The organism is Dapis hubbardiae BLCC-M172 (assembly GCF_050016015.1).
GTDB lineage: Bacteria > Cyanobacteriota > Cyanobacteriia > Cyanobacteriales > Microcoleaceae > Trichodesmium.
On record NZ_JBNHEQ010000152.1, the window covers coordinates 1 to 15,600 of the forward strand.

At 35.1% G+C, this 15,600-nt stretch carries 5 protein-coding genes; 3 read left to right on the forward strand and 2 right to left on the reverse strand.

The features are described 5' to 3' along the window. Nucleotides 1–1,209: 1,209 nt before the first annotated feature. From ACP6PK_RS13290 to ACP6PK_RS13300, 3 genes are all read left to right on the forward strand, one after another. Entirely contained in the window at nt 1,210–6,465 is a 5,256-nt protein-coding gene (locus tag ACP6PK_RS13290) for a PAS domain S-box protein (RefSeq protein ID WP_426560014.1), read from the forward strand. Next, the gene (locus ACP6PK_RS13295; protein ID WP_426560015.1) at nt 6,466–7,968 is read left to right on the forward strand and encodes a diguanylate cyclase domain-containing protein; all 1,503 of its coding nucleotides are present in this window, start codon (nt 6,466–6,468) and stop codon (nt 7,966–7,968) included. 996 nt (nt 7,969–8,964) lie between these two features. Continuing rightward, the gene (locus tag ACP6PK_RS13300) at nt 8,965–9,825 is read left to right on the forward strand and encodes a cysteine peptidase family C39 domain-containing protein (RefSeq protein ID WP_426560016.1); all 861 of its coding nucleotides are present in this window, start codon (nt 8,965–8,967) and stop codon (nt 9,823–9,825) included. Nucleotides 9,826–9,931: 106 nt separating this feature from the next. On the opposite strand, the gene ACP6PK_RS13305 is transcribed toward ACP6PK_RS13300, so the two are convergent. Together ACP6PK_RS13305 and smc are read right to left on the reverse strand one after the other, a co-directional pair. Then, complete coding sequence (locus ACP6PK_RS13305) at nt 9,932–11,020, reverse strand: PRC-barrel domain-containing protein (protein WP_426560017.1); 1,089 nt, start codon at nt 11,018–11,020, stop codon at nt 9,932–9,934. 576 nt (nt 11,021–11,596) lie between these two features. Further along, nucleotides 11,597–15,259, reverse strand: coding sequence for a chromosome segregation protein SMC (smc, locus tag ACP6PK_RS13310; protein ID WP_426560018.1), 3,663 nt, complete (start codon nt 15,257–15,259; stop codon nt 11,597–11,599). Nucleotides 15,260–15,600 lie beyond the last annotated feature (341 nt).

Genomic DNA, 15,600 nt, shown 5'->3' on the forward strand with positions numbered 1-15,600 from the left:
CAAAAAAGTAATTACCTTAGTTTAATTACTTAATAACTGAAGTGTTATTCAAGGTCTTGCGTTACTTTTAGGAATTGGTATAAGCTATCCATTACCCATAAGTCTTGAAACCCGTGTGGGCAGCAGGGGAGCAGGGAGCAGGGAGCAGGGGAGAAGGGAGAAATAGTCATAGTAGCTAGGCAAAACTACTTAACTTCTCAAAATCAATGTACTTTTCAATACATTTTTTCTCTGGAAAAAGCCTGTTAAAGGCTTACAGATAATTTGTTTATTTTGTCAAGTTTTATGTTAAGAAAGATGTGTATAAAGCATAGCTTTCTAAGGGGAATTTAGAAGGATATTCAATAATTAATAATTAATAATTAATAATTAATAATTAACAATTAATAATTATTAATTACCTCTTCTTATAAAAAAGAGGATTAAGATCAAGGAATTTTTTTCTCTTTTCTCCATGAATGGAGAGGCTTTATACCTTGATTTTTCGGTAAAAATTGTTAATTATTCATTATCAATTAATGAAATTTTGCTTTTCTTAACTAGGAAATTTATTTTGTATGACTAATTTTAATTATTTGATAGAATAATAGAATAAAAGATAAGTTTATAAGTAAAATTAACTACATATTCTCTTGACTCTCTGTTTCCTATTAGACTTCTCCAAAAATGCAAAATAAAATCAATTATTATCCATAAATTATCAATTACTCCCCAATTAATAATTAACAATTAATAATTAATAATTAATAATTACCTCTTCTTATAAAAAAAGAGGATTAAGATCAAGGATTTTTTTTATCTTTTCTCCATGAATGGAGAGGCTTTATACCTTGATTTTTCGGTAAAAATTGTTAATTATTCATTATCAATTAATGAAATTTTGCTTTTCTTAACTAGGAAATTTATTTTGTATGACTAATTCTAATTATTTGATAGAATAATAGAAGAAGAGATAAGTTTATAAGTAAAATCAACTACACATTCTCTTGACTCTCTGTTTCCTATTAGACTTCTCCAAAAATGAAAAATAAAATCAATTATTATCCATAAATTATCAATTAATTCCCCCTGTTCCCTGTTCCCTGTTTCCTATTCCATCTCTCAACTAGGAAATTACTAATAGCAAAACTACTTAATTGTATTCAGTACCTCATTAGAAATAAACTTAACTTTGAGTATAATCCATCAACGCCTAAAAATAATTGAATTATGAACAACAACGAAATTACAATCCTGATAGTAGATGATCAGCCTGATAATTTATATTTTATTTCTCAGATTATTACTCAGAAAGGATATAATTTTATCCAGGCAAATTCTGGTGAAGAAGCATTAAAATCTGCAAATAACAATAAAATAGATTTAATATTAATGGATGTGATGATGCCAGAAATGGATGGTTATCAAGTATGTAGACAGTTAAAAGCTAATCGTCAAACTGCTAATATACCAGTGATTTTTCTAAGTGCTTTATCGGGTACTGATGAAAAAGTAAAAGGATTTGCCGCTGGAGGCATAGATTATATTAATAAGCCAGTTCATGCTGGAGAATTATTAGCAAGAATAGAAGCTCAAATCACAATTACAAAACTACATCTAAAATTAGAATCACAAAATCAGCAACTACAGCAGGAAATAGAAATTAAGAAACAGACAGAAAAAAATTTATCGGCAATTATTAGTAATATGTCAGAAGGTCTGATGATTATTGATAGAGAAGGTAAAATAGTTTTTGTGAATCAGGCAACAGAATTATTATGGCAAAAATCGGCAGCAGATTTAATCGGTGAAGAGATTGGTTTGCCCTTGATAAATGGCAATGAAACGGAAATATATGTTCGACAAAAATTAGGAAGATTAATATTTCTAGAAACGCGGATAGGAGAAATAATTTGGGAAAATAAAATAGCTTATTTGCTAACAATGAAAGATGTCACAGAAAGTCATTACCAACAACAACGTTTAAAACTATTAGAAAGAGCAATATTTACAGCACCTCAAGGAATAGTGATTTGTTATGTAGGTTCAGATAATCAACCAATAATATATCTAAACTCAGGTTTTGAAAAAATTACGGGTTACTCAGAAGTGGAAGTTCTTGGCAGAAATTATCCTTTTTTAGAATATTCCGATACAAATCAACCAGAAATACAGAAAATTAGAGAGGCGATCGCTGCGAGGGAAAAATGCCAAGTAGTAGTAGAAAATATGCGCAAAGATGGTAGTAAATTTTGGAATGAAATCACAATTTCTCCAGTATATGATGACTGGGGGAACTTAACTCACTATGTAGCTGTACAGGTGGATGTGACTAACCGCGTAGATGCAGAAATGAAGCTTTGTGCAGCGAAAGTTTCCCTGGAGAAACAAATACAACAAGCATTATTGCTCAGAAAAATTAGTGACAAAATTCGCTCTGACTTGGAACCAGCGCAAGTATACGAAACAGCAGCAATTCAAATAGCAAAAGTTCTAAATGTAGATCGTTGTCTCATTCATACTTATACAGAATTTCCGATACCAAGAATTCCGATAGTTGCTCACCATGAAAGTTCCAATCTATATTTAATCTCTGATTTGAAAATACCTATATTTGGTAATGATCATGCTGAGTTGATGTTGTCACAAGATTCGGCGATCGCTACTGATGATGTTTATGCTGAACCTATGCTTAAAGGAGTTTTGCCTTTATGCGAGGAACTTGATATTAAGTCAATAATGGGAATTAGAACTTCCTATCAGGGTAAAACTAATGGAGCGATCGGTTTGCATCAATGTAGTTATATGCGTCATTGGACGACAGAAGAAAAAGAGTTATTGGAAGCAGTGGCAGCTCAACTAGGTATTGCTATTGCTCAAGCACATCTTCTGGCGCAGGAAAAACAACAACTACAAGAATTAGGGGAGCAAAATCAACTATTGCAGCAAGAAATCCAAATTAGAAGACAGGTAGAAGAATCACTCAAAAAAAGTGAGGAACGTTGGCAGTTAGTATTAAAAGGTAATAATGAGGGGATTTTTGACTGGAATATTAAAACTAATGACGCGTTTATTTCACCAAGGTTAAAGGCAATATGGGGGTATAAAGAATATCAAATTCAATCCCACTATGATGAATGGTGCAGTCGTATTCATCCAGATGATTATAATAGGGTAATCAATTTTTTAGATGATTACCTCAAGCAAAAGTATTCACAATTTAGTATTGAATACCGCACAGTTTGTAAAGATGGTAGATATAAATGGATTTCTGCTCATGGACAAGCTCTTTGGGATGACACTGGTATTCCAGAGAGAATGGTAATTTCTCATCAGGATATTAGCGATCGTAAAAAGATAGAAGAAGCTTTAAGAAAAAGTGAAGTTCGTTATCGGGAGTTGGTAGAGTCACAGGATAGTGTACTGGTTTGTAGATGGAGATCGGATGGTAAGCTCACATTTGTTAACCAATACTACTGTGAATTTTTTGGTAAATCTTCCAGTGAATTATTAGGGAGTAAATTTTTCCCATTCATACAGGATAAAGTAAGTCAGGAGCAGATTAAATCAATAAGTCCAAAAACTTTAGAAATTTACATGAAATCTGTTTCAGGAGAACTACGATGGTTGAGTTGGACAAATCAACCAGTTATAGATCGCAATCGAAATTTCATTGAATTTCAATCTTTTGGCATTGATATTACAGAGCAAAAACAACGGGAAGATGCTCTACGTTTGATTGTTGAACGAACTGCAAATCATACAGGTAATGATTTTTTCCATGCTTGTGTTGAGAATATAGCTCAAGTTTTACAAGTTCGTTATGTTTGCGTTAGTGAATCAAAGGAACCAGAGGATATCTTGGAAATGAGAGCATTTTGGAATGGTTCAGAAGTACAAAGTCAAATTGTATATTCCTCGCTATATACTCCCTGTGAGAGAGTATTAAAGGGAGAAATTTGTCGTTATCCAGACTCCCTACAACAAATTTTCCCTCAAGATGCTTGGTTAGTTGAATTTGGCATAGAAAGTTATTGGGGTATGCCTTTATATAACTCCCAAGGTAAAGTTATTGGTTTGTTAGTAGTGATGGATGTCTTACCAATGAGTCTTAGTTCTTCTCAAGAGTTAATTTTGAAAGTTTTTGCGACACGAATAGGAGCAGAATTAGAACGTTTGCAAGGAGAGGAAAAACTTAAAGCTTCCCAGCAAAGGCTTTCATTCCTGTTAGAAAATACTCCAGTTGGAGTAATTGAATGGAATAATGAGTGGGAAATTGTTGCTTGGAATCATACTGCAGAATTAATTTTTGGCTACTCTTCTAGGGAGATAATAGGTAAGAAAGGATTAGAATTAATAGTTCCTGAAAATAGTAACGCTCTGGCGAAAAGGATAATTGAAATGCCTTTAGGTGGCAACTATATGATTACTGAAAACTTAACTAAAACAGGTAAAACTATTGTCTGTGATTGGTATAATACACCTCTGTTAAACCCAGACGGAATAATTATTGGATTTGCTTCTATTGTCATTGATATTACTGAGCGTCAGCAGCAAAATTTATTAGAAAATGCACAAAATACTGCCCTAAAAATGGTAGCTCAAGGTAAATCATTGCATAATATTTTACTGGAATTAACAACTCAAAGTGACAAAATATTACCATTACTAAATTCTGCAATTTTATTACTAGAAGAAAATGGTGAATATTTACATCCTTTTGTGGCACCTAATGTTCCTCAAGTTTGGCTTCAAGGTATAGAGTCAATACCTTGGAAAAATCTTTGTTCTTTTGGTAAAGTAATTAATCTTCATCAACGGGTAATTATTGAGGATATGGTTAATTACCCTCCATGCGCAAGTCTAAAGCAGCAAGCTTTATCTGCTGGTTTACATTCTTGTTGGTTGGAACCAATTTTATCTGGTGGAGAAGAGCAAGTTTTAGGTATTTTTGTGATGTATTTTAGCAAGAAGCAATTGCCAGAAACAAGAGATTTAGAAATACTTGCATCTTTAGCAAGATTAACTGGTTTAATTATTGAACATAAACAAGCAGAAATTGAACTGAAAAATGCTAAAGAAGCTGCAGAAACTGCTAACTTTGCTAAGACTAATTTTCTGGCTTCTATGAGTCACGAGTTGCGTACTCCTTTAAATGCAATTTTAGGTTTTAGTCAATTATTGGCGCGTGATGATTCTTTAAATGAGGATCAAATTGAGCAAATAGAAATTATTAATCATAGTGGGGAGCATTTGCTAAATTTGATTAATGATATTTTATCTATGTCTAAAATTGAAGCTGGTAAAGTTACACTCAAAGAAGATTTATTTGATTTATACGATTTTCTGCAACATCTGCAAGATATGCTGAATTTAAAAGCAAGTGAAAAAGGTTTAGAGCTATTATTTGAATTAGCAGATGACCTACCTCAAATTATTACTGCTGATGAAGGAAAATTGCGTCAAATTCTGATTAATATTATAGGTAATGGTATTAAGTTTACATCTCAAGGAAAAGTTAGTTTATCAGTATGTAATGGTGATTCTTTAGGCAAAATAAAATTTGCTATTACAGATACTGGTCTAGGAATTGAAGAGTCAGAAATAGATGCTTTGTTTGAGCCTTTTGTGCAAACTACTACAGGTAGAAAATCAATAGAAGGAACAGGTTTAGGTTTACCTATTAGTCGTGAATTTATCCAGTTAATGGGAGGAGAAATATCTGTTAGTAGTCAAGTCGGAAAAGGTACAACTTTTACCTTTGAAATTATTGCCAAAATTCCTGAAGAATTAAGAGAAATACTAGAAAGAGAAACATCATCTAATCGACAAAAAATAGTAGGCTTAGAACCTAATAAACCTAGTTATAGAATTTTAGTAGTTGAAGATTTCAAAGAAAACAGTCAATTATTAATACAATTACTTGAACCTTTAGGATTTCAACTTCAGGTTGCTGAGAATGGTCAAGAAGCTATATCTATGTGGGAAAATTGGCAACCACATTTAATTTTTATGGATATTGTTATGCCTGTTATGGATGGTTATGAAGCAACTAAAATTATTAAGCAAACAACCTTGGGTAAAGCTACTACTATTATTGCTTTAACGGCCAATGTTTTTGATAAAAATCGTGATGCTATTTTGGCTGCTGGTTGTGATGATTTTATTGCTAAACCTTTTTCAGTAAATCTATTACTAGAAAAGTTAGATAATCATTTGGGAATAAATTATTTTTCTGAAAATTTCCCATCAAATTCTATTGCTGTAAAACCTCAAACAAAAATTAAAAAAGAATCTTTAAGTATGATGTCTGATGAATGGTTAGAACAATTACATTTTGCTGCATTATCTATGAATGATCATCATATAAATGAGCTAATTCAGCAAATTCCTCAAACAGAGGTTAAACTAATTAACAGCTTAACAAATTTAGTAGAAAACTTTCGTTTAGATGTTATCCTTGAATTGATAGAAAGTGAGGAATAAATGAATAAAAAAAAGTCTCAATATTTGCCAGAAAATATTTTAGTCGTTGATGATGCACCAGAAAATTTACGACTATTATCAACTATGCTTGAGCATCATGGGTATCATGTGAGAAAAGCTATTAATGGTAGAATTGCAATTAATGGCGCACAAATTGCTAAACCAGATTTGATTTTACTTGATATTAATTTACCAGATATAGATGGCTATGAAGTATGTCAAAAACTAAAATCTTTAGAACAAACCAAAGAAATACCAATAATTTTTATTAGTGCTTATAGTGAAGAGGTAGATAAAGTTAGAGCATTTGAAGTAGGAGGTAGAGATTATATTACTAAACCCTTTAAACTTCGGGAAGTATTGGCAAGAGTCGAAAATCAACTATCTATTTATCAACTACAAATAGAGTTAAAAGAGAAAAAATTAGAGCTAGAAAAAGAAGTTATTGAACGTCAAAATTATGAAGAACAACTCCGTTTTTTGTTGTTAACTACTCCTGCGATTAGTACCACCTTAGATATTCATTCTGCCCTAGAAGTTACTATCAATCATGTTTGTGCAAATATTAGGTGGGATTTTGGTGAAGCTTGGCTTCCTAATTCTGATAATTCTAGATTTCTATATACTCAATCTTGCTATCTTAATTCACAGGATTTTTCTGAGTTTCAAAATTATAGCAAAAGATTAAGTTTTACTCCTAATGTAGATTTGGTAGGTAGAGTTTGGCAAGCTCAAGATGCAGAATGGATAGAGGATATTTCAGAAATATCATCTCAAGAATTTGAACGTTATAATCTGGCTTTAAAAATGGGATTCAAATCTGCTTTTGCTGTGCCAATTTTATGGAGCAATGAGGTATTAGCAATTTTGGTATTTTTTAAGCAAGAAACTCTACCAAAAAATCAGCATTTAATTGATTTAGTAAAAATAGTAGGCACTCATTTAGGAGTAGTAATGCAAAGTCAAAAAGCTGAATATACTCTCAAATTAGCTAATCAAAGATTATCTCTACTTGCTACTCTGGATGGTTTAACTCAAATAGCTAATCGTCATCGCTTCGATCAATATTTAGAGCAAGAATGGCAAAGAATGAAACTAGAAAATTTGCCTCTATCGTTAATTATTTGCGATTTAGACTTTTTCAAATTATATAATGATAATTATGGTTCTCAAGCTGGAGATGATTGTCTAAAAAAAATAGCAAAAACTATTCAGGAAATTGTGAATATTCCCGAATATTTAGTCGCTCGTTATGGAGGAGAAGAATTTGCAATAATTCTACCGAATACTAATACTAAAAGTGCTTTAATTATTGCTGAGAATATCAGATCGGAAGTAGAAAATCTCAAAATTCTTCATAGTCAATCTCCAATTAATGAATTTGTCACAATTAGTATTGGGATATCAAGTATGGTTCCCCAAGAAAATAACTCATCGGCAGAATTAATTGCTATGGCAGAAAAAGCACTCTCTCTGAAGCAGAGGAGTAGGGGAGATAAATAATGGATAATTAATAATGGATAATGGATAATGGATAATGGATAATTGATAATTGATAATTGATAATTGATAATTGATAATTGATAATTATTGCTCCGCTGATTAAATATCAAAGCATTTATCAGAAATAAGGTACCTTTTTAGGTCTTGAAAAAGTGCAATATTTTCGGTCTAAAAAGCTTAAAAAGTTAGGATTTTAGGGTGCATAAGGTAGAAAAATAACTCTTACTAATTCTTCCTTCTACCTCCTCTAAATTCCCCATTCCTCCTGTAGGGGCGTTAACGATAGTTATGCGAAGCTAACGGCCGTTTCGCGGAGCGACATGAAACGCCCCCATTCCTCCTGTAGGGGCGTTAACGATAGTTATGCGAAGCTAACGGCCGTTTCGCGGAGCGACATGAAACGCCCCTACGACTCCTACTCCTACCACTTATACTTTTTCAGCAAACCCTAATTATTGCTCCGCTGATTAAATATCAAAGCATTGACAAGAAATAAGGTGTCTTTTTAGGTCTGGAAAAAGTACCTAGTTTTCAGCTCTTTATGCACGGTTCCCGAAAAATCAAAAAGTTAGAATTTTGGGAGGATAGTTGAGCAAAAAAATTACTCCCGTACGGACGTTTCGCTGTGCGACATGTTTGCGGAGCATTCCGGAACGGAAAACGCATTTTTGCCTGTGCAACGTCCGTACCTACTTCCCCGCTCCCCTACTCCTTAAAAAAGACTTTTTCAGCAAACCATAATTATTGCTCTGCTAATTAAATATCAAAGGTTTTATCAGTAAAGCCTTTGAGCCTTTTTATTTCTGGAAAAAGTACGAAATTTTAGGTGAAAAAGGTTCAAAAACTTAGCATTTTTTTTGCTCAATATTACAGAAAAATAAAATGATAATTCCTCCCATTACCTCCTCTAAATTCTCTGTTTCTCCTGACTCCTACTTTTACAAAAAATACTTTTTCAGCAAACCATAATGTATTTTTCCATCAAATCTCATAAAAATGATTGTAATTGTTTTAACTTGCTTGGTTTCAATAATACTAGGATTATACTTAGGTAAGAAGTTAGCAGATAGAGGAATAACAGCAGAAAATGCTGTAGTAAATCATCAAAGATTAACTTATATAATATTAATATTCCTAGCTACAGTTATCATCACATTTTTAGTAAGTGCCAAAGCTAATCTAAAATTGTTTCCCAAAATTATTTTGTTATTCTATGGAGAATATACTAATGATTTTGTCTTGAGTTTAGGATGGTTTAGTATAGGTATTTTACTAGGTATAGAATTACCTATTCGAGGCGATCGCCAACGTTTACGAAAGCTAATTTTAGCAGTAATAATAATCACAATTCCATTAGCAGGACTAATCCATTACTCTCTTCCCGTCACAAATTTATTAGGGGAACCAGTAGTAGTTGAAGAAGTCGTATTACAAACAACAAACTACACTTGCGCTCCTGCCAGTATTGCTACAATTGCTCGCATAACTGGTACTTTTCCCAATTTCTCGGAAAAGGACGCAATTATCCTTACAGGCACAAATAGATTTGGGACTAGCACCCTAGCTGAAATGCGGGCTTTGCATCGTCTAGGTTTAGCCTGCCATTTTCGAGACTCACTAAAAACTACTGAGCTAATAAACCTAAACCTACCAGCCTTGCTACACGTTAAAGAACCAGTAAATGGCGGATATATTGCACACGCAGTCGTACTCTTGCAAGTTGATGAGACAGCACAAACAGTAACCATTGGCAACCCGCTCTATGGCCAACAGCTTAAAACTTTTAACGAGATGCAAGAATATTGGACAGGGGAGGCTGTAGTCTTAGGGCAACAAGTTTCTGGACTCCCCAGGTAAAATTTTCTGAGAAACAACCCATCTACCATATTCAACCGTTCTTATCCCACGCTCAAACTTTTCAGGCGTGGGAATTATCCCAAAGGAAGCTAAATTAATAACCTACTTACTCCTCATATTCTGGCACCTTAGTTTTCTGAGGAATATTCACACGAGTTGCTTGATAAGGTTTTGGAGCCTCATCATCAGCCCAAGCATCTTTCTCTATCTCCTCATCATATTTATACTCTGGGGTTGCTTGATACTCTTTCTGCTGATTTTTATCCTCTTCATAATCATATTCAGCACCTGAGTCGCCCCAATTATCTTCTTCGTAGTAGTCATCATTAGCAAGTTCTCGTCTGACCTGACGTCCTGATGGCTGGGCTATAGGTTCTGCCTCATAATATTCATCATAGACTGCTTCTCGTTCTAGTTGCCGTGGAGGAGAAGTCTCTTCTGGCTCATAATAGTCATTATAAACTGGTTCTGGTTCAACTACTCTACCTCTGATTGGCTCTGGTTCAGCCCAATCTTCATCCCATGTTTCCTGACGAGCGGGTGATACTGTACGAATGGGGTCACGAGTAACTGGTGTTCCTGAAGTTAATTGATTCTCAGGTTTTACAGTAGGAGGATAATATAATCCCTCTTCCTCTCGTTGCCAAGGTGTCTCTCCTAAACCTAGACGTTCTAATACTCCTACTGTTAACTGTTGTAGTTTTTCTTCAGAACCTTCAAATACAATTAGACGATTTGGCCCACTGCTGACAATTTCATCAATTGACAGTTCATAAGTGCTAATAACTTGCTCTGGAATTTGGGGTATACCTATAGAAGCGATAATCAATGACAAAACTTTGCCATCTCTGGTATCAAGTTTGAAACCTCTAACTCGACCTAATAGTTCGCCATTTTCTGTCAAGACTTCACTATTTATCAGGCTACTATAGGCTTCAGCATCAATATCTTCTTCTACTACTTCTTCATCATCTACTAAGATAACATCGCCTATTTCACGGATGTTCTTGAGAAACATAAACTTGGGTATTCCAGCCACTGCCAATATATTGTCCCGTAGTCCAATAGCTACCACCTCTCGTCTATCAACATCTACCCATAACTGACTTACTACTCCTAGGCGTTTACCTTTATCACGAGTAATTATTTGAGTTCCTAATAGTTCGGAGCGTTGGCGGATTTTTTCAGATGTCATTATAGTCTAATCCCGATTCTTAAATAATAAGTTAAAGGTTAAAAGTCAAAAGTCAAAAGTCAGATAAAATTTTAGTTTATCAATAAAGAATTGAGTAGAACCCAGGTAGAATTAAATTCTGAATTTTGTAGTCGGAGTGAATGAATAATTAAATTAGATTTCGTGACTCCTGCTAAATCTACAATAACCCTGGTCTAAAATTAGTAGTGGGTTTTACCCTCAGAAACTTATTGTAACTCTTGCCTCTTTCTTAAATTGACTTTCAGTTTTGCAATAGCAATAGATTTAATATTTAGGGCTTGCTGATTAAATCTAAAAGCATTGACAAGAAATAAGGTGCCTTTTTCAGTTGAAAAAAGTGTCAGCTTTTCAGTCTATAGAGCTGTAAAAAGTCAGCATTTTATGGAGACAAGGGCAGAAAAATTGAGGGACAATTCTCAATTATACCTCCTCTAAATTCCCATTTCTCCTGTACGGGCGTTAACGATAGTTATGCGAAGCTAACGGCCGTTTCGCGGAGCGACATGAAACGCCCCTACGACTCCTACCCCTACCAAAAGACTTTTTTGGCAAACCCTATTTAGTCATTTTAATCCCTAAAACTTGGGTATGAGCGCCCCTAGCTTGGGTAACGCCGATAGTTCGTTCAGATGATTCCATCATTGGCCTCCGTAGACTAACAACGATAAACTGAGCTTGTTCTGCCTGTTGTTTGATCATTTTAGCTAATCGTTCTACATTTGCCCCATCTAGAAACATATCTACTTCGTCAAAGGCATAAAAAGGAGATGGACGGTAACGTTGTAGGGCGAAAATAAAGCTTAAGGCTGTTAAAGATTTTTCTCCTCCAGACATGGAGGCCAATCTTTGTACTGGTTTTCCTTTGGGGTGAGCTACTAAGTTTAACCCACTGTTGAAGGGGTCTTCTTGGTCATCTAGTTGGAGATAACCGTCTCCTTCGGAAAGTGTGGCAAAAATTGCCTGGAAATTTTCATTCACAGCATTAAAAGCTTCAAAAAATGAACGTTGTCTTAGAGTAGTAAAGTTTTCTATTCTTAACAACAGTTCTGTTCGCTCTCCTTCCAGAGTGGATAATTTTTGACTTAATTCTTCTAGTCGTTTCTGAGTTTGCTCATATTCTTCGAGGGCTAACATATTTACGGGTTCTAAGGCTTGAAGTTGTTTCTGTAGGGATCTGACCTCCTTCTCTAATTCTCCTATTTTAATATTTTCCGGCACTTTTGGTACCGGGTCAGGCAATTCTGCCTTTTGCTCTTCTAACTGGGTTTGCAAAGCGACTAACTGTTCCCGACGTCCCTGTTGAGATTCCTGTAATTTCTGGAGTTGCCATTCTAATTGTTGTTTGGCTAAATAAAGTTCCCGTAGATTAGCTTCAGCTTGGTCTCTTTTTTGTTTCTCTGTGCCTAATTTTTCTTCTGCTTTGGCTATATTTGCTTTAGTCTGGGAAATTTGCTCATCCACAACAGCAATTTGATTATTTACTTCTTTTATGGTATTTAAGGCGTTTAATTCTTGTTCTTGATATTCTAAACGGCGACGGGAAACTCCTTCTATCTTTTCTTGTAACAGTTGTTGTTGATTTTCTAAATCCTGTAGTTGTTGTTCAGCAGCTCGAAATGTAGTTTCCTCCTCTTGCAAAACTGCTTCCTGAGACCGAATCATAGCTTGCATCTGTTGCCATTCACTATGAGTATGAGATTTTTCTAACTCGGCTAAAGTTTCTCTTAACTTAGTTAATTGGATTTCCTGAGCTGGAATTTCTTGGTCTAGGGATACTAATCTAGTTTGAGCATTAGCTAATTCTTGAGTATTTTTCTCTATTTGGTTTTGCCCTTGCTCCTCTTGTTTGGTCAATTTTTGTAATTCTGCCTCAATTTGTTCTACTTTTAGCTGAGTTTCTCGAAAATACTGCTTTCCTTCTATTAAGGTTTGCGATCGCTCTTTTACCTTTTCTTGGAGTTGAGAAATTTCTGCCACACATCGCTCCAGAACTATATCTATTTCTTGTAAACGTTGACGATGACTTTCCATTTCTCCCATTTCTGTTGAGTCTTTACCATCAACGGTGCCAAAATGCAAGCTCCCGGAACGGCGCGACATACTTCCACCAGTCATCGCCCCACTACTCTCTAATATTTCCCCATCCAGAGTAACTATCCGATATTTACCTAAATGTTGTCTAGCATTTGCCAAGGTATCAAAGACCACGGTTGAACCAAACACATAAGCAAAAATATTTCCGTAGCGAGAGTCACAGTCTATCAAATTTACAGCATAATCTATAAACCCGGCTGCTCCCCAACGTAAACTATTATCTTGGTTGAGTCTGGGAGGTCTAATTTTATTCAAGGGCAAAAATGTCATTCTGCCAGCTTTTTGCTTTTTCAAAAATTCAATTCCGGAGGCTGCCACTCGATCATTTTCGACTACCATATTTCCTAGACGGCTACCCGCAGCAATTTCTAAAGCTAGTTGATATTTAGGTTCGACTTTTCCGAGTTGTGCCACTAATCCACAAATGCCGGAAATACCGGACTGTTGTAGCATTTTAGTGGCATAAGTACCTGTGGCTTCTTGAATTGCCTGTTGTTGGGCTTCTAATTTATCCAGTTTTCTTTGTCTATCTCTTTGTTCTTGCAGGAGGCGAGTTTGAGTATCTTGCTGAATTTGTAGTTCTTGTTCTACAGCCTCTAATTGTTTTGTCAAAGATTCTACTTGATAGTTGGCTGTTTCTTTTGACTCTTTTACCTTTTCGTGGTATTTTGTCTTATTTTCAATTTCTACTCTTAGAGTTCCTAGAGACTCTTGTTGTTCTTGAATTTGCTTTTCTAACTGATAAATTTTTTCCCTAACTCTAGCTTGCTCAGTTCGTTGGGGGTTTAGAGTTTGTTGTAGAGTTTCAATTTGATGATGAAGTTGAGCTTGTTGTTTTACCCAAGCTTCGGCAGTATCGGCAATGGCACTCGCTGACTCTCGTTGTTGATTGAGAATTTCAATAGCTCCGTTGCGGGTAGCTTCTAAAGATGAGAGATTTTGACTTTGAACAATTTTTTCGGTAGCTAATACTTCTAAATTTTGCTGGTGTTTATCTACTTCTTTTTCTAGTTGGCTAAGGTTAGTTTTGGTTTGATTAATAGTAGTTTCTAATTCTTTCTGCTTTTGTTGAAGTTGTCGGCGCTCCGCTTCTTGAGTAGCCAGAGTTGACTGTAAAGCTAAAAGTTCCTCTTCCCCCAAAGCCTTTACTTGAGCATTAAGTTTATCTAGTTCAGTTTGAGCCTCCTGAATTTCAGTCTGTTTAGTCTGAATATTTTCGTTAAACTCGGTAAGGGAGCGATCGCCTGATTCAATATTCTCTCTAAGTTTCCATACCTGTTTTTGGAGATTTTGCCATCTCAGAATAGTTTGCCAGAGACTTTTTTCCTCCAATTCTCCTCTTAACTCTTGATATTTTTTAGCCTTCACACAATCTTGGGAAAGACGGTCACATTGTTTCTGCAATTCTTTTTCCACAATGCGACTTTTTTCCTCCTGCTCCTTCACCTCATCTAGTTTGCCTTTTGCCAGAGAAATTTTTCTATCAAACTGAGCCACCCCTGCCATTTCATCAATAATCTCGCGACGTTCCCGAGGCTTCATCGAAATAATCCCAGTCACATCACCCTGGAGAACCACATTATATCCTTCCGCATAAACCCGAAGTTGATTTAGTTGTTCGTGGAGTTCCGTCAGAGTACATGGCTGCCCATTCATATAATAAGTAGAAGTATAAGTACCTTGTTTAGTAACTCGGAGGCGACGAGAGATACTCCACTCTACTAATGAATCAAAAGAATTAGCTATCTCAAAAGGGTCTTCAGATTCAGATTCTAAAACTTTCGCTCCATTTTCTTCTACTTCCGGTAGTTCTGGCTCTGAAGAGTCTTGTTCTTGATGACCATTAGTTTGATTTGAGAGGTCTTCTAAATCAAAAGTCACAGTCACAATAGTTTCAACAGTTTTCCGTCCAGCTAATTTATTGTTAACCAAATCTGGCAAACGTTCAGCTCTCATACCTTTAGAAGTAGATAAGCCCAGACAAAATAGAAGTGCATCAAGAATATTAGATTTGCCAGAACCGTTAGGCCCAGAAACCACAGTAAAACCTGGCAGCAACGGAATTGTCGTTGTGCCACCGAAGGATTTAAAGTTGGTCAGTTCCACGCGTTTGATATGAACCATGAAGGCCAGTGTTTGGACTGGATAGATTTTTAGCTCTTAATTATTTTAGACATTATAGCCAGGACTTGGAGATTGTAACTTTCTGTTTTTAGGATTTTTTGAAGTAGTAGCTTTTATTGCGCAATACGCAATAAAAATTTTTACTCAGAATAAATTTTGTTTATGAGGGTCGGAAAGTTTTCTATTGCGCAATACGCAATAGGAATTTTTACTCAAGATAAATTTTGTCTATGAGGGTCGGAAATTTTCTATTGCGCAATACGCAACAGGAATTTTTACTCAGGAAAAATTTTGTCTATGAGGGTCGGAAAATTTTCTATTGCGCAATACGCAATAGGAAT